This window comes from Flavobacterium sp. FlaQc-52, from assembly GCF_044007495.1.
Taxonomy (GTDB): Bacteria; Bacteroidota; Bacteroidia; order Flavobacteriales; family Flavobacteriaceae; genus Flavobacterium; species Flavobacterium cupriresistens.
This window is the reverse complement of record NZ_JBIPCV010000014.1, coordinates 132,814-149,550: the sequence shown is the minus strand read 5'-3', so window position 1 is coordinate 149,550 and position 16,737 is coordinate 132,814. Positions and strand designations below refer to the sequence as shown.

The 16,737-nt window shown below is 33.6% G+C and carries 14 protein-coding genes; 4 read left to right on the top strand and 10 right to left on the bottom strand.

Annotated elements, in window-relative coordinates; translation table 11 throughout:
• Positions 1–13 precede the first annotated feature (13 nt).
• From ACHRV5_RS20215 to ACHRV5_RS20190, 6 genes are all read right to left on the bottom strand, one after another.
• Entirely contained in the window at positions 14–619 is a 606-nt protein-coding gene (locus tag ACHRV5_RS20215; protein ID WP_047774748.1) for a hypothetical protein, read from the bottom strand.
• 135 nt (positions 620–754) lie between these two features.
• Entirely contained in the window at positions 755–3,601 is a 2,847-nt protein-coding gene (locus ACHRV5_RS20210) for a T9SS type A sorting domain-containing protein (RefSeq protein WP_395427954.1), read from the bottom strand.
• A 482-nt stretch (positions 3,602–4,083) separates the two neighbouring features.
• Complete coding sequence (locus tag ACHRV5_RS20205) at positions 4,084–5,784, bottom strand: sodium/sugar symporter (RefSeq protein ID WP_230004175.1); 1,701 nt, start codon at positions 5,782–5,784, stop codon at positions 4,084–4,086.
• 189 nt (positions 5,785–5,973) lie between these two features.
• Positions 5,974–7,038, bottom strand: a complete 1,065-nt coding sequence (locus tag ACHRV5_RS20200; protein WP_395427953.1) for a UDP-glucose--hexose-1-phosphate uridylyltransferase — start codon at positions 7,036–7,038, stop codon at positions 5,974–5,976.
• 16 nt (positions 7,039–7,054) lie between these two features.
• Positions 7,055–8,215: a galactokinase gene (galK, locus tag ACHRV5_RS20195; RefSeq protein WP_395427952.1), complete on the bottom strand. Its 1,161-nt coding sequence runs from the start codon at positions 8,213–8,215 to the stop codon at positions 7,055–7,057.
• A 47-nt stretch (positions 8,216–8,262) separates the two neighbouring features.
• Positions 8,263–9,318, bottom strand: coding sequence for an aldose epimerase family protein (locus tag ACHRV5_RS20190; RefSeq protein WP_395427951.1), 1,056 nt, complete (start codon positions 9,316–9,318; stop codon positions 8,263–8,265).
• A gap of 102 nt (positions 9,319–9,420) precedes the next feature.
• Between ACHRV5_RS20190 and ACHRV5_RS20185 the strand changes: the two genes are divergently transcribed.
• On the top strand, positions 9,421–10,419 hold the full coding sequence (locus ACHRV5_RS20185) for a GntR family transcriptional regulator (RefSeq protein WP_395427950.1): 999 nt from the start codon (positions 9,421–9,423) through the stop codon (positions 10,417–10,419).
• 78 nt (positions 10,420–10,497) lie between these two features.
• Here ACHRV5_RS20185 and ACHRV5_RS20180 read toward each other — a convergent pair whose 3' ends face one another.
• A complete protein-coding gene (locus tag ACHRV5_RS20180; protein ID WP_047774761.1) occupies positions 10,498–11,187 on the bottom strand; it encodes an NUDIX domain-containing protein in 690 nt (229 codons plus the stop codon).
• Between the two features lie 345 nt (positions 11,188–11,532).
• Between ACHRV5_RS20180 and ACHRV5_RS20175 the strand changes: the two genes are divergently transcribed.
• Both ACHRV5_RS20175 and ACHRV5_RS20170 read left to right on the top strand, forming a co-directional pair.
• Entirely contained in the window at positions 11,533–12,258 is a 726-nt protein-coding gene (locus ACHRV5_RS20175; RefSeq protein ID WP_395427949.1) for a CPBP family intramembrane glutamic endopeptidase, read from the top strand.
• 78 nt (positions 12,259–12,336) lie between these two features.
• A complete protein-coding gene (locus ACHRV5_RS20170; RefSeq protein WP_395427948.1) occupies positions 12,337–12,804 on the top strand; it encodes an OsmC family protein in 468 nt (155 codons plus the stop codon).
• Between the two features lie 122 nt (positions 12,805–12,926).
• Here ACHRV5_RS20170 and ACHRV5_RS20165 read toward each other — a convergent pair whose 3' ends face one another.
• The 3 genes from ACHRV5_RS20165 to ACHRV5_RS20155 all read right to left on the bottom strand — a co-directional run bounded on the left by ACHRV5_RS20165 (position 12,927) and on the right by ACHRV5_RS20155 (position 15,272).
• The gene (locus tag ACHRV5_RS20165) at positions 12,927–13,112 is read right to left on the bottom strand and encodes a hypothetical protein (protein ID WP_395427947.1); all 186 of its coding nucleotides are present in this window, start codon (positions 13,110–13,112) and stop codon (positions 12,927–12,929) included.
• 601 nt (positions 13,113–13,713) lie between these two features.
• Positions 13,714–14,196, bottom strand: coding sequence for a hypothetical protein (locus ACHRV5_RS20160; protein WP_395427946.1), 483 nt, complete (start codon positions 14,194–14,196; stop codon positions 13,714–13,716).
• Complete coding sequence (locus tag ACHRV5_RS20155; RefSeq protein WP_395427945.1) at positions 14,193–15,272, bottom strand: hypothetical protein; 1,080 nt, start codon at positions 15,270–15,272, stop codon at positions 14,193–14,195. Before ACHRV5_RS20155 ends, ACHRV5_RS20160 begins: the two co-directional genes overlap by 4 nt.
• Positions 15,273–15,574: 302 nt before the next feature.
• Here ACHRV5_RS20155 and ACHRV5_RS20150 point away from each other — a divergent pair, with 302 nt between their 5' ends.
• On the top strand, positions 15,575–16,702 hold the full coding sequence (locus ACHRV5_RS20150; protein WP_395427944.1) for a PIN domain-containing protein: 1,128 nt from the start codon (positions 15,575–15,577) through the stop codon (positions 16,700–16,702).
• Positions 16,703–16,737 lie beyond the last annotated feature (35 nt).

The following is a 16,737-nucleotide window of genomic DNA, read 5'->3' as shown; positions in this document are numbered from 1 at the left end:
CAGATTCGAAATCTTATCTGTATGCTTTTTTCAATAACATTTTAGACAATGATTTTGCAGTTTTGGCATAACCTTCTCCAATTCTGGATTCGTTACTATAGTTGTTTCCCCATTGGTCTCCCGGAGCTTCGTCACTGGTGATTTCAAGTAAAACTTTTGATTTATTTGCGGTTTCAACAAATCTTAAATTGGTAGTCACTTTTGCATGTTGTTTCATGATACCGGCATCCCAACCCGGATAAACCCAAATAGTTTGTACAATTAAGGTATAAGGTGTATTTAATCCTTCTTGAAAATTAACGTCTTTTTTATCTTTTACTAAAACAACATTGGCGATCTCTAAAAATTTTGGATTCCAGATTAATTCTTTCGCAGAAACCCATTTCTTTTTCCAGATAGTACCTGTTCCTTTTGTTTTTTCATTTAGATCTGCCTCTCTTTCTGCAACATACTGCGCTTCAGATTTTTTTTCTTTCATCATAGTGAAATTACTATAATCAAATTCAACGTTAATTTCTTTCTGATCTTTTAAAAAATCAAAATTTCCCTGTAACACGTTCATGTCTTGAGAAAAGGCCATTCCTGAGATAAGGAATAAGGCAAGTATTAGTTTTTTCATAAAAAGGGTATTGTTAAAGCGCCAAATGTAAATAATATTTTACTAAAATAATAAGGTAATGTAAATAAAAAAAGAGATGCAAAAAACATCTCTTTTATCTTCTTCAACAAGCCATTGTTTGCAACGGATTGTTTTTTAGTTTTTTAATATTTTGTTGGAAATCTTTTTACCGTTTTCAAGTTTTACAGCTACTATGTACCACCCGGTTTGAAGTGCGGAAAGGTTGATTTTATTTTTATGTTTCACCGTAATCACATTTTTACCATTCATATCAAAAACATAGACCACTTCTACTTTTTCATTTGTATCAATGTTTAGTTCTTCTTTAACAGGGTTCGGGTAAATAATCAGAGGAGAATTAAATTTTACATCATCATTTATATCCGCAGTATTTAGCGTGCGATTGCCGGAAGTCTGATTGATGTAATAATCCTGTAATTTCTGAATCCAGAAATGATCATCTGTAAGGGTGGTTCCCGGATTTCCGATTCCATCCGTACTAGCTCCTACACCTGCTCCCATTAAGACCAGTTTAGTTCCGCTATTTTTTACCTCTGCGAAATGATTTCCGAAAGTTACTTTTTTGGTTGCAGAATTAACCTGAAGTTTGGGATCAGCATGTTTATTCTGGCTGAAATAGTTATAGCGATTCGTGTCATTTGAGAAATTTACGGTATCCCCAAAGAAAAAAGTAGTAGCAGAATCTTCATAGTGCTGGCTGGTATTATTTAAAATTTGGAAAGGACCTGCTGTTCGTTCATTTAGAGTTTCTGAACCATTGATATGTCCTACGGGGATTTGCCAGAGGACAACATGTTTGCCGGAGGCTTCGTAAAGTTTTTGAACAAAATTCAGGTAATTCATCCAGTGGTCATTATTCCAGAACCAGGTATAAGAGAAGGGGTCAGAGGGATCACCTGTGTTTCCGGCACCCATGGCATCAAGACCATATTTATCAATAGAAATAAAGTCTGCGTTATTAGACATAATTCCCATACCATTGGTGTATTGAAAAATATCTACAGCGGTTTGTTTAATTTTGTTCAATTGGGGAGTAAAGGTGCCGGTATCGGTTTCTCTGATAATTCCTTTTGGACCTGCCACCCCGGATTTTGCCCAAAGATTGAGCTGCCATCCAAATTCCATGTTCAGGTTTTCGTCTGTTCTTTTTTTGTTGAGTTCGTAATTTATTCTTTCTACCAAGGTTTTTAAAGTACCTGCATTTTGAGATATGCTTGTTGCATTGACAGCTGTTGAAGTAGTGACAGGTTCGTTATTCTGCTGCATGTACCCCAGAAAATCAGGCTCTAATACTACTCCAAAAAATTCGTCTCCCAGTTCCGCTTTAACCTGATTCAGAAAAAGGTTGAGATTATTGAAATAAGCGGTCATATAAGAAGCATCTTTTACGTGTGCTAAATCTAACGAGTAAGACTCGCTTCCGTCGGGAATGTTATAGAAAATAAAGAAAGGAATAAGTCCCATTTTTAAAGAATTCCTTGCAAATTTTATTGCTCTGTCCGGCTGCCAGGTATTCCATCCCGATATCGGTCCACCATTGATATAGATGTATCTTACATCCATTCTATTGTTTTTTAGTAGATTACTGTTATCCATCCCGTTGTTGTAAAAAGCGACATCATCGGTAGTGTCTTCAGATACAGATCCTACAGAAACATAGTCAGGATATCTTAGCGGGGTTCCATTTGTATTATCTATTCTTAAACCAAGATGATAGATAGTCCCATCTGAAGTTGTGATTTGAAGGCCGGATCTGCCTGCTTTTTTAGGCGTAATTTTTAAAGTATTTCCGGTAATAGTGTAATCAAAGATCGTAATATCTCTTCTTTTTAATGAAGTGATATTCTTATCAAACACGAATGTTTTAGGTGTTCCATTAATTGCTTTTATTTGATTGGGAAGTGAGGCAAAGGAAACATTTTGTGTGGCAGGATTTACAATGTTAAGCTGTAAATTGGTTGTTGCAATGGTACCATTGTTGTCTGTAGCCGCTATTTGTAGTGAATTATTGCCATAATTCTGAGGTGTCCAATTAAAGGTATAAGTGTTTTGTGGATTAGTAGTCACATTAGAATTAGTTCCGGCGGTGAGATCCTTAAACTGAATGCTGCTAATAGAGCTTCCGGACGAAGGCTGAATAGTAAAGTTAATACTTATAGGAGAAAAATTTAGTTGTGAATACGAAGTAGTGTTCGCTGGACTGGTAATAGTTACAACAGCAGGAGCAGTAATGGCAATTTTAACAATTGTGTTTACTACGGTGCTCACTCCGATTGAATTTATGGAGGTGTATCGAATGTTGTAATCTCCATAAGCGGTTGGGGTCCAGTTGTAGGATATCGTGTTTCCGGATACACCCATATTGTAAGACGTATAGGTAGATTCTGTTGTCTTTTTTATTTCGACCTTATTTTGTGTTGCTGAAAAGCCATACAAAGTAAGGGCAGCTGTAAGGTTGATCGCAGATAAGGTACTTTTTATAATAATTTGTCCATCTGCGTAAGTTGGAGAAATCGCTATGGGTATGATACACACGCCAATAAAGGTATAGGCAGAAGACTGATCCGGAACTTCTGTCCCTGCGACCCAATATTTAGCTTTATAGATACCATTGCTGTATCGTACCATGTTGTTTACGTTGTAGTTCGGTGTAGCACTGTTCCAGTCAGAAATAGTGCTGCATGCGGTATAAGCCAGAGATGGATTATTAATGATTAATTGTTCGTCACAGCTTCCTATTGCAGACCAAGTAGTGCTTGACCCGGGAGTTGTTCCGGGTCCTTGAGACCAAGAGTTGTTTTTATACACAACATTATTGTATCGGACATAAGAATTACTGGAGTATTGCGTAGCGGAATACCAAGTCGGAATTCCACAAGAGTTGCCCAACTGTGCTTTTGCTAAAGTTGGAATAAAGCAGATAAAAAAAGAGAAGAATAAAAGTTTTAAATTTTTCAGCATAGTAAAAATATTTATTTCGTTATACATTCCGTTAATTCTAATTTCTTAGAGATATGTATCGCTCACTTCTAAAATCAATATTGTGAAACTTAAAAGGAAACGATGCGAATATCAAATATAGTAAGAAATTACTTTATCTAAACATGGAATAATGTAAGTGAAATATTTGAATTACAAGGGTTTTGTTTTTTGCTTCGAAAAAAAACAAAGAATTTGGCACTGAATATTTTGTGAGAAATAGTGTAAAATAAGGCTGTGGCCTACATAATTAAAAACCCGACAGCTTCTTAAAACTTGTCGGGTTTAATTAATTTTAACACATTGAGGCATAGTCAATAAAGCCAAAAAAAGAGGTTTTGTCCTAAATAAATAACATAATGTTATAAAATTGTGATTTTCTTGAAACGTTTTTTAAAAACAAACCCGACAGGTTTTTAAAGCCTGTCAGGTTTAATTTTTTTTTCGAAAAGGAAATAATATAACTACCAGAATTTCACATATAAAGCAATAATGGTCAATAGCGTTATTATGATTAATACCGTTGTTTGCGGTTTAACTTTAAACATTTCCGAGTCCAATTCAAAAGCCTTAGGATTTACTTTTGGTCCAGCAAAACTGATTAGAATCATGGCCAATGTTGTAAAGAAGAAAGACAATCCCATACAAATATGAAACGGAATTTCATAAGCTCCCTTTCCGTTCTTGTAAGCGGTGTATAACAAGGTTTCATTTCCGAATAACATTGGAGCATATTCATTGAATAGTACTGACAATAAAAATCCTAAAATTACGCCTATCACAGCTGCTGTACCAGTAGTTCTTTTCCAGAACATACCAAGAATGAACATTGCAAATACGCCGGGGCTAATAAATCCGGTATATTTTTGAATATAAGTAAAGCCGCCTACACCTCCAATTCCCAAAAGATCATTCCATGTAAACAGAACCGCCAGAAGCATTGCGGCAAAAACGGCAATTCGGCCAATATTTACCTGCTGTTTCTCACCAGCCTCTTTTTGGATGTATTTTTTATGAATGTCTAAAGTATAGATCGTAGAGATACTGTTTACTTTTCCGGCCAGTGAAGCTACAATAGCAGCAGTCAGCGCAGCAACAGAAAGTCCTCGGAGCCCTGTTGGAAGGAAAGTTAATACGGCAGAATAAGCACCGTCTTTTCCACCTACTAGTTGAGGTAAGTGTCCGTTTTGATATAAAACATAAGCAGCAATTCCGGGTAACATTACAATTAGTGGCATTAATAATTTTAAGATACCGGCAAATAAAATTCCAGTACGGGCAGTTTGTAAATCAGCACCCAAAGCCCTTTGCGTGATGTATTGGTTGCAACCCCAGTAATTTAAATTGATAATCCAGATTCCGGCTATGTACGACATTAAACCCGGAAAGGTTAAGTATTTATCGATATCATGTTGAGAGGTTACGGCCGTTACGGAGGTGTCATGTGGTTTAGGGATGATCATTTTGAAATGCTCCGGAGCTTCTCTCATTAGGACTTTAAAACCTTCAATTGCATTTTCTCCAAAGCCAAAATAATGTCCAACCGTTGTCAAAGCAATATAAGAGGTCACCAAACCACCAATAATTAAAACAGCGACCTGAATAACATCGGTATACGCGACCACTTTCATTCCTCCTAATGAAATAACCAAAGCAAACAAGGCCAGGCCAATCATAATTACGTGTAAATATTCTCCACCGGCAAGACCGTTGATGGCAACGGCGCCGAGATATAAAATAGAGGTTAAGTTCACAAAAACATACAGAAACAACCAAAAGACAGCCATGATTAAGGCAGTCGATTCATTATAACGTGTTTTTAAGAATTGAGGCATGGTGTAAATCTTATTTTTAAGATATACAGGAATAAACCAAACAGCTACAATAATTAAGGCAATAGCAGCAATCCATTCGTAAGCCGCAACGGCGATTCCCAAAAAGAAACCTTCACCGCTCATTCCGATAAATTGCTCTGCAGAAATATTGGAAGCAATTAGGGAGGCACCAATTGCCCACCAGGTTAAATTACCCTCTGCCAGAAAGTAAGCCTTTGCATCTTGTTCGTCTTTTTTGCGTTTGCGGTAAATCGTATAACCGTAGGAAGCCACTACGATAAAGTAGATAATAAAAACCGCATAATCAGCGATAGCAAGGTTTTGGTTCATTGGTTTTGGTATTTAAAATGGTTAGTAAAGGGTATGCTTGTGGTTTTTTTGGTTTGGGGTAAAAAGGTGTTTTTAATGTTTTTTTTGGTTAAAAGACGAGCAAGATTTAAAGGTGGAATAAAAATTAAATCTTGCTCATTTAATGTGTTTGTTTTTTTGATTTATGTAGGGGCAATTGGAACTTGATATTTAATTTGCTTTTACTTTAGCAGTTTTATAATGTACATCTGATAATTGTCTTAAGACTTCTGCACTTTTTTCTGGAGTACTATCTCTTTGTGATTCTCCTAACATTTCATAGCCGACCATAAATTTCTTGACTGAAGCAGATCGTAATAAAGGCGGATAAAAATGCATATGAAAATGCCATTCCGAATGTTCTAATCCATCTGTTGGAGATTGGTGAATTCCCGAAGAATAAGGAAAAGAAGTGTTGAATAAATTATCGTACTTAGCGGTTAGTTGCTTTAATATTTTAGCAAAAGAACCCGTTTCGTCTGTGGTTAAATCAGTGATTTTTCCAAAAGAGCGTTTACTGATAATCATAGTTTCATAAGGCCAGATGGCCCAAAAAGGAACCAGTGCCACAAAGTGATCATTCTCGATTACAATACGTTCTCCGGATCTTAATTCTGCTTTAAGATAATCGGCCAGTAGTGTTGTTCCGTTTTTATCAAAGTAAGCTTTTTGATTGTTTTGTGTTTTTTCAACCTGAGTCGGTAAGGAGGATTGCGCCCAAATCTGACCATGTGGATGTGGATTACTACAGCCCATTATAGCTCCTTTGTTTTCGAAAATTTGAACGTAGTTGATGTACTTTATGTTTCCTAACTCCGTATATTCTTTTTTCCAGGTGGTAATGATATTTTCAATTTCGTCAATATCCATTTCCGGTAGGGTAAGATCATGTCTTGGAGAAAAGCAAACTACTCGTGAAATACCACGTTCCGGCTGTGCCTTAAAAAAAGTGTGTTTAATGTCTTCCTCAAACATAATTTCATCCTGCTTCATTGCGGCGAAATCATTTTCAAAAACAAAACTGTTGTCGTATTTCGGATTGTGCATTCCGTTGGCCCGGGCATTACCAGGACAGAGGTAACAAGTTGGGTCATGTTTGGGCAAGACTTCAGTAGAAATAGTTTCGTTTTGGCCTTGCCAGGGACGTTTTGCACGATGGGGTGAGACCAAAACCCATTCGTTAATTAGTGGATTGAAACGTCTGTGCGGATCTTCGGTAATGTCAAAGTTTTTCATTGTGATTGTAGTGGGATTAAATGAGAATTGTTCCGTTTGAAATTTTTACATCATAAAATTTTAATTCAATCCCAAATGTATTTAAATAAAGATTCGAAAACTTGTTTTTGACCTCATTTTCGCTACCTTTTTTAATTAAATTTAGAGTGCAACCACCAAAGCCGCCACCCATTAATCGGGAACCAATTATCGTATCATCTGCTTTTGCTGTAGCTACAAGCATGTCTAACTCAGTACAACTAACTTCATACTCTTGAGATAAACCGTTATGAGTTTCGAAAAGTAACGCTCCTAAAAGTTCGATATTTCCATTGTCTAATGCCTCGCAAGCTTTTTGTACCCGATTTATTTCTTTTACAACAAAATGAACTCTTTTAAATATAATGGGATTCATTTTATCCTGAAGGCTCAAAAGTTGTTGCTCACTACAATCTTTAAAACTTTTTATGTCGGGAAAATGACTTTTAATAAAAGAGAACCCTTCTTCGCACTCCATTCTTCTGGTATTATATTCAGAAGTAAAGAGAGAATGTTTTACATTGCTGTCCATCAGCATCAGAGAATAATCTTTGAAATTGGCGTCATGATATTCAAATTCTAAAGTGTTACAGTCTAATTTGATTACTTTATTTTCAATTCCATGAACACTTGAAAACTGATCCATGATTCCGCAATTGATCCCTACCCAATGTTCGGCTTTCTGACCCATTAGTGCGATATCAACTTTTTTGATGGTAAGGTCAAAAAGTGCTGCAACTCCGAAAATCATTCCACATTCCAATGCCGCTGAAGAAGACAATCCTGAACCCACGGGAATAGTACTGCTGAAAACACAGTTGAAACCTTCAAAAGAAAATCCATTATCCTGTAGTTGTTTTAGTACTCCGCGGATGTAATTGGTCCAGGTAACTTCACTTAATTGAATCTCTTTTGTTAAATCAACCTCGAATTCTTCATTTAAATCGAGAGCAATTATTTTAGATGTAGTGCTGTTGTTTTTTGCAAAAGTGAAACAAATTACTTTGTCAATTGCAGCCGGTAAAACATAACCATCGTTGTAGTCAATATGTTCCCCAATAATGTTGATCCTTCCCGGGGAAAGTACTGTTTTCTGTGGTGAGTTGCCAAAAGACTTCTCAAAAAAAGCGGTGGTATTTTGTATTAAAGTGTCACTCATTATTTTGTAAGTATAAAAGGAATGTCCGGTCGTTTTTTCAGAAATTTTTAATTTAAATTTTCAAATCGATAAACCGTTCTCTGCCGGTATTCTTCCCCTTTTCTTAAAACCGAATTCGGAAAGTGTTTGTGATTTGGCGCATCCGGAAAATTTTGCGTTTCAAAACAAATTCCGCTTGACGAATGATAAGCTACGTTTTCTTTTCCTTTTAGTTGGTTAAAACAATTTCCTCCAATATAAACATGAACAATCGGCTGATCGGTATAAACGCTCATTTGCAAATTGTTTTTTGAACTGATTAATTTTGCAATAACGTCCGTTTCAGAATGCACCACAAAAGAGGTATCAATCGGGAATGGGCATCTTTTTGGTGTTCTGAAGTCAAATTCATGATCCTCAAGTGTAATTAATTGTCCCGTTGGGATATTGTGATCGTTTGTTTCTACTATTTGAACCGATTCGATATACAATTCCTGATCTAAAACAGATGAATCGGCACCGTTGAGGTTAAAATAACTGTGATTCGTCAGATTGATAATTGTATCGTCGGTCGTTGTTGCTTTGTATTCTAACTTTAATTCGTTTTCTTCTGTCAGGGTATAAGTCAGATAAACCTGAAGCTCTCCCGGGAAATTCTCGTCTGAATCTTCGCTTAAAAGACTAAACGTTATCGCAGAATCTTTACCCGAAGTTGTATTGGTGACCTCCCAGACTTTTCTTCCAAAACCAAAATTGCCACCATGTAAAGTAGTACCATTATTGTTGTCCGGAAGTTCAAAAGTTTTATCGTTTAGCGTAAAAGAAGCCTTGTTGATTCTTCCTGCATATCGACCAACAGTGGTTCCGAAATAGGGCGGGGTTGGCAAAGCATAAGATTCTAAATAAGATTCCAGCGTATCAAATCCCAAAACGACGTCGGTCAATTTCCCGTTCGAAAGCGGAACTTGTAACGAGGTAACCGTCGCTCCATAATTGATAATCTGAACTTTCATTCCGTTTTTGTTGGCCAACTCAAAAGAATAAATTTCTTCATTATTTGGCATTAAACCAAATAATTTGGAACCGGATAGATTCTGAGGAGCGGCTATATGTTTTGTTTTCATATAATTTTTTATCAAAAATGGAATTCAAAAGTAAAAACATTTGAAAAACTTACATACCAGTACCTACCAGTTTTTTGTATATTGCGCAAAAAAATATTTTCTATGAACGTAATTTCTGTCCAAAACAATCTTGGTCTTCCAAAATACAAGCAAATAATTCTTTCAATTGAGAAGGCAATTGAAGAGGAGAAATTAGTAAAAGGAGACAGGTTGCCATCGGTAAATAAAGTTTGTCTGGCTTTTTCGTTGTCGCGAGATACCGTTTTACAAGGGTATGATGAACTCAAAAAAAGAGGTATTATTTATGCCATACCAGGCAAAGGATATTATGTAAAAAGTGTTGAAACAACTATAAAACATAAAGTATTTTTACTTTTTGATGAATTGAATATTTTTAAGGAAGACATTTATAATTCGTTTCTGAAAAATATCGGGAAGAATGTTCAGGTAGATATTTTCTTTCATCATTTTAATGTTCAGGTATTTCAAAAACTCATAAACGACAGCAACGGGAATTACACCAAATACATTATTATGCCAACCGACCTAACCGATTTGGTGGATGCTATAAAAACCCTACCAGTAAACGAGGTAATTATACTGGATCAGACCAATCCGGATTTAAAAGTTTATCCTGCCATTTATCAAAATCATAAAAAGGATATTTTTGAAGGGTTGTTAAAAGGAAAAACACGATTAAGTAAATACAGGAAATTGATTTTGATTTTTCCGGGATCCAAAGAACCATTGGGAATGAAATTAGGGTTTGAAGATTTTTGTACGCAGTATCATTTTGAATACGAAATTATAAGAGAATTTACAGACAGAGAAATCACAATTGGAGATCTTTATATCATTCCGAATGATCGTGATCTGGTAAAGGTAATTGAGGATGCAGGAAATCAGAATCTAAAATTAGGAAGTGATTTTGGTATTATTTCGTATAATGAAACCCCCTTAAAGAAAATCGTAGCCAACGGAATTACCACAATTTCAACCCATTTTGAGGCTATGGGAGAAATTTTAGCCGAAATGGTTTTAAAGGGAAGTAAAGATCAGATCGAAAACAAGTCTTCTCTAATTATGCGAAATTCGCTGTAAAGCTTTATTTTTTAAGGTAAAAAAAACACCCCTGAAAAAATTATTTTGTCAGGGGTGTGTATGTGATCGTCTACTTTTTTACAAGTTCAGTGCAAAATTATTCAATAATTTTTCTTCGTATTTCTCTTTGTTGAAAGTATAGAGATAAGAACCTTTACGGGAAGACTGCATGTCTTTTTCGTCTAATTTGTTTAGAATCTCTAAAGAATTAATCTTACTGATAAAGTTTCGTTTGTCTAATTCTTTACTCAGAATTGCTTCGTATAACTCCTGTAATTGACGCATGGTGAATTTTTCAGGCAGTAATTCAAATCCAATTGGTTTTATAGAGGTTTTGTATTGCAATCTGCCAATAGCATGCTGTAACATATCGTCGTGGTCAAAAATTAATTTCGGAATATCATTGATGCTAAACCATTTGGCATGGTAATTCTGAATTAGTTCTGCGTTATGATTTTCGATATTGATCAAAGCATAATAAGAAACGGAAATAGTTCGATCAACAGGATCACGATCAATTTCGCTGTAAGCATACAATTGCTCCATATAAATGTCGTTTAGACCTGTAGAAGTGTTTAAGATTCTGACAGCAGCACTATCCAGCGATTCATCTCGTCTTAAAAAACCGCCAATCAAAGACCATTTTCCTTTTTCCGGCTCAATATCCCTTTTTATTAAGAGTATTTTCAACCCCTCGTGGTCAAATCCAAAAATAATACAATCTACTGCTAATAAAACCTTATCGGCAGTGCTATAGTTGTTTAGCATAGTCTAATTTTTGCTGGTAAAGATATAAACTTCCTAATGGGTTTCATGCTTTATAATGTTGTTTTTACATTTAATAGCTATAGTTCTGAAAATAGGTCTTTACTATTTTGTTTTTTGGTCCGAAATCTGATTCCAGTTTCCCTAATAAGTTTCAAATTTAATATAAAGTTATCTATTTGCATAAAATTTCTTGCGAAGCACTTTTAAGTACTTTTATGTTTTATTTTTGAAATCGGCAAGTAAGATGATCTGATGAAGTAATGAAACAAAAGAAACCGCTATTTTTTTGATTTTAAACTAACTGCGGATCTTGCAACAGGCAGAACTAATTTTGATAAAAACTGAATGAGAATAAATTTTATAATGGAAAGTGTTTTGCCGGTATTATTTATACTGCCTCTGATGCTTTTTCTGCTCAAAGACAAATCTCAAGTTAAAACGATCGTACTTTTTACTGTTATTTTTATTTTATACCAGTTAATTCTTAAAGCTCCAAAGGAATTTGTTGCACTACAAGTAATAAAAGGACAATGGAATTGGACGGGAAAGCTGCTGGGGATACTTTTTGGACTTTTGATATATACGGTATTAAAAAACAAATTAAAACCATTTGATTTTTTACGATTTAAGCAGGATTCAAAGGCCTTTTCGAAAACAATATGGGCTGCGGTTTTGATGGTTTGCACTTCTTTTTTCTCGTATTTCGATAGTCCGAAAGAATTGGATTGGGAGACCTTATTCTATCAATTATCAATGCCGGGTCTGGATGAAGAGATAATGTTCAGAGCTATTTTGTTGGGTCTGTTATTAATTTCATTAAAAGACAAAATTAAAATTGGCAAATGGAGTTTGGGAAATCCAGGTGTTTTAATTATCGGAATTTTGTTTGGACTTGTACATGCACTTCATTTTAAAAGTACTATTGAATTCGAAATATATGTTTTCATCTGTACCTTTTTGTCCGGTTATATTTGGAGTTGGATAACAGTTGAAAGTAAAAGTATCTTACTACCCGTTATCTCCCACAATCTGACCAATTTTTTGCAGAATTTACTAAGAATGGTGAAATGAAAAAGTACCGAACTATTATATTAGCGCAAAGTAGCGCTATTCGTAGCAGAAATAAACAACTACATTTGAAATAAAAATATGGCATTCAAACATCTTTTTAAAGCAACGGCAAAATGGTCATCAAAACAAAATCCGGAATTAACTTCCCGATTTTACAGCAAAAGCCATACAATTTCATTGGAAGGAAAACCGATTTTAGAGGTGTCGGCAGCAAAAGCTTTCAAGGGTGATCCGTCCTTATACAATCCCGAAGATTTACTGTTGAGTAGTTTGGTTTCCTGCCACATGATGTCTTACCTGTATGTCTGCTCCCAAAACGGAATTGAAGTTTTAGCATATTCCGACAATGCCGAAGCAACGCTAGAAGTAAATCCTGATGGCAGTGGTCGTTTTACAGAAGTTCGTTTAAATCCAAAAGTAACGATTGCCAATTCAGATAAAGCTGAAGTAGCGGTAGCATTGCATAAAAAAGCCAACCAATTGTGTTTCATTGCCAATTCCTGCAATTTTCCGGTTGTGCATCATGCAAGTTGTGAGGTAATTTAAAAAGAAAGGACACAGTTGAAGTAGCTTCAGATTGGCTTAACTATTTCTTTTTTCGCTCCAACGTACACAAAATAAAAAAATCTAAGTCCTCAAAACTTGGAATTTGGAATTTCAATTTTTTTTTAAATTTTATCCCTGTAGTCTTTAGTCAAAATGTAAATAGAAAAAACAAAGACAATACTATAAAGAATGGCCAGACCATTGTGTTCAAATTTTAATTTCTCAAAGTCGAACTGCTTATACAAAGTACTTCCCAGAATGATTGCTACAATTAAAAAAATAAAGTTTAGTGATTTCTTAGTTTTCATGTTTTATTGGTTTAGGAGGATTTCAATTAAAAAGGAAGGAAAGGTAGAAGCGATCATTCCTAACTTGAGTTACTTGTAAATTTAGAAAAAAACAGTAAAATCAAGAAGTAATACGATAATAATTAATAAAGAATCAACTGATGCAGAATATTTTAAGTTGACTTCAAATACAAATCCTAAAACCAAAGCTGACAGGTTTTTGAAACCTGTCAGCTTTAATTCGCAAAAACATATAAAACGTTTCTCTAAGATTGGAATTTGGAATTTCAAAATTTGGAATTTACTCCATTTAATTCATTTTCTGAATTTTCAAAACTTCCTAAAACCAAAAAAACCTCTTCGAAAGAAGAGGTTTTTGTACCCTTTACCGTTGAATTGTCGAATTTATTTATTGAAGATTTGAAGAAACTATCTTTTGCTTATTTGAAATTAAATAAAAACTTTCCATGAGCGGGATAGAAATTCTAACTAATTTTTAGTCGATTTTTATAAGGTTGTAATTTTGTCAACTCTTAATCTTTGCTAATATTTCTCAATAACCTATTCAGCTTTTGGTTTTCGATAAATGTTTAGGATGTAAAAAGAGTTAGTAAACTAGACATCAACAGTCTGTTTTCTTTTTTTCTGTTAAATCGAGTTGCATCAATTCTATTTCAGGAATCATAATATTTCCTTTGCCGTTTTCAAATACTTCTAAATATGGATAGTTCAGCGGTCTTATGTAACTGTTAGGAAATGGATATTCTTTTAAAACCTTTTGCATTTGATAAAAAACTTCAACTCCACTTATAAACGGATTAGCGTATGAGAATACGTCATTAATTATTTTTTGAAATCCTTTCAAATCGATTTCAGAATCATCAATTGAACGAAAATATATTAAATCTGTACTTGAATATAATGGATTATTTCTAATTTCATCATCAAATAATCTGGTGTCAGCATCAATAGAATAATCTAATCTATATAACCACGCTAAATTTTTCAAAATACTATGAATAGGAATCTGAAAATTATTAATGTTAATTCCTTTTGCATAGGATACGAAAACGTTTAATCGGAATTTCTTTTTTATTTTTTTCATGCTTTTTCTCCTATTATATCGTTAATAACCTCAGGTAACGAAGTAAGTAATTCTGAATATCGTTCCAAAATAATATTTGTGTTTTTAGTCATATATTCGACTTCTATTTTAATACCCGCAATGTCATTTAAACAAGCAGTAATACTTTTAGCTAGTGGAAGAGTTTTTTCTTCAAATCGATAATTTGACAAGTGTGTAATACTGGGTATAAAAAAATTATCTCTTAAATTAAATGGATTGTATGCGCCATCTTCTATATGAGGTACAATTTGAGCAGTATATAAAGTGCTTAATAGTGCAGTTCTTTCATCTTCAAAAATATTTACACCCTCTTTTTCATAATTCAAATTATACATTCCGTATTCTCTGAGAAACTCTTGTAAATGATTATTAAAAGCTTGAACATATCCTGATGTGCCACTCAGATATGATTTGAATTTCTCGCTAATCAAATTATGTTGGTGTTCCATTATTGCAACATGACCGTGAGTGTAATTTGATATGCTCACTACTTTTTTATATGCTTTTTCTTTTTCTTCCTTACTATCAAAAATTCTTTTATGTAATGGTTTAGCATTTTTAATTTCAATGTATTTTATAAGTTCATTTTTATCCAATGATTTAAACACATCACCATTTAAATTAGTCATCGCTTTTATTTGGGGAATAACAAATTCTGTCAGACTTAATCTATCTCTAAACTCAGTTAAATCTGTCATTTGCTGACTTAACGGAACTTCTGTACTTCTTAGTTCAACTACCCATCTTTCGCCGTTTCTAATGGTTGTACTTCTTTTATTAACCCAGTCAATTAATCGATTTATACCAATACCGAGAAACAAAGTAAGAATTGGCAAAGCGTATTTTGCCCAGTCAGTACCAGTACTTTCTTCTTTCGCTAAAATGATTTGAGTATTCTTCTGCAAATCTAAAGGAACTGAAATTGGTTTAGTAGATATTGTTGTTTTTAGAGTATCAATTTTTAATGGAGTGTAAACAGCTTTTTGAGCGGTATCTTTTGACTGCGCACAAATCACTGTAGAATAAGCCAATAAGAATAGTAGATATTTCTTCATAAAATTCTATTTGATACAATAATACAATATTTTAAAATATCATTTTCAGATGTTTATAATTATTGGGAAATCTGTGATGATTTTGATATAAAAAAGTCTGTAATTCTAGAAAGACAATTTATTACAGACTTTTTAAGTATTCTTTACCATTGTATTGTCGAATTTATTTATTGAAGATTTAAAGAAATTACCTTATGCTTTTATAAAGTTAACAAGTATAAGTGTGATAGACAGGGAAGTCATATTGTTGGTCTTTGAAATTGTAAAACCTAAATAATTATATTTGATAAAAAATGAATATTATGGTAATTGTTATTGACAGTACAGAATACAGACAAGACCGAAGTTTAAATAAAACCGACCTTGCTTATATAAAAGATTTGGGAAGTAAGGAACTTATAAAATTGCATATTCCATGGTTCGTGTACAAAGAATCTACAACTCATAGTGTTTTAGAGATAGAAACAGAACTCAGTAAAATTAAAAATACTCTTGCTTCTTTAGATAAGCGCGGAATAGCTCCTATTGATTCGAAGATAGCTAAAGATATTTCAAAAAGTGTTGAAAATTTTAGAAAAGGAATTAAAGATTCAAATAAAAAACTATGGGATGATTTTATTAAAGATGCGAAAGCTAAATTACATAAGTTTGATGAAAAACATAGTACTTCTGTTTTTGAATCTTATTTTAATGGAGGGAAACCGTTTAAAAGTCTTAAAAGTAGAATGGATATTCCAGATGCATTTATTTACATTACGATAAAAAAATTAGCTAAAAAAGAAATAGTTCATTTAATTTCTGGAGACAAAAATCTTAGAGATAAATGCAATGGAGAAAATAATATAATAACATACGAAAATTTTAATATTTTTTACAATTCTAAGTATTATTTAGCAATTCTCCCAAAATATCAAAAGCTTTTAGAATCAGAAAAGATTGAGTTCGCTACAAAATTATTGATTGATTACAAGTATGTTATTGAAGAGGCAGTTATGACATATACGAATAGCGTTGATTTTCTTGAATTATATGAGACTCCTTTGCACTCAGATGGAGGTGAAGCAACTATTCGAGCAATAGATGAACCAGAAGTCATAATAGAAGAGAATGAAATTGAGTTTTTGAATAATCAATTTCATGTACCGATAATAGTTAAAGCAGTTGCTTCGGTGGATTATTCAATTTACAAAGCAGATTATTGGCTTTATGATAATTTACCACGATATTCAGAAGATTTAAATGACTATTATTTTTTAATAGAAGATACGTTTCCTGTTGTTATGAAAAAAACAATAATTATCAGTATAGATGATTTTGATGAAGATACAGAGCCATTAGTAGAAATAAATGAATTTGATGAGATTGAATTAGATATTAAGAGTGAAATTAATACAAATGGTGATGACTTTTCTCAATCTTTGGATTTTTAATAATTGTATGATTAATTTAATTTTAAGTATTTGAC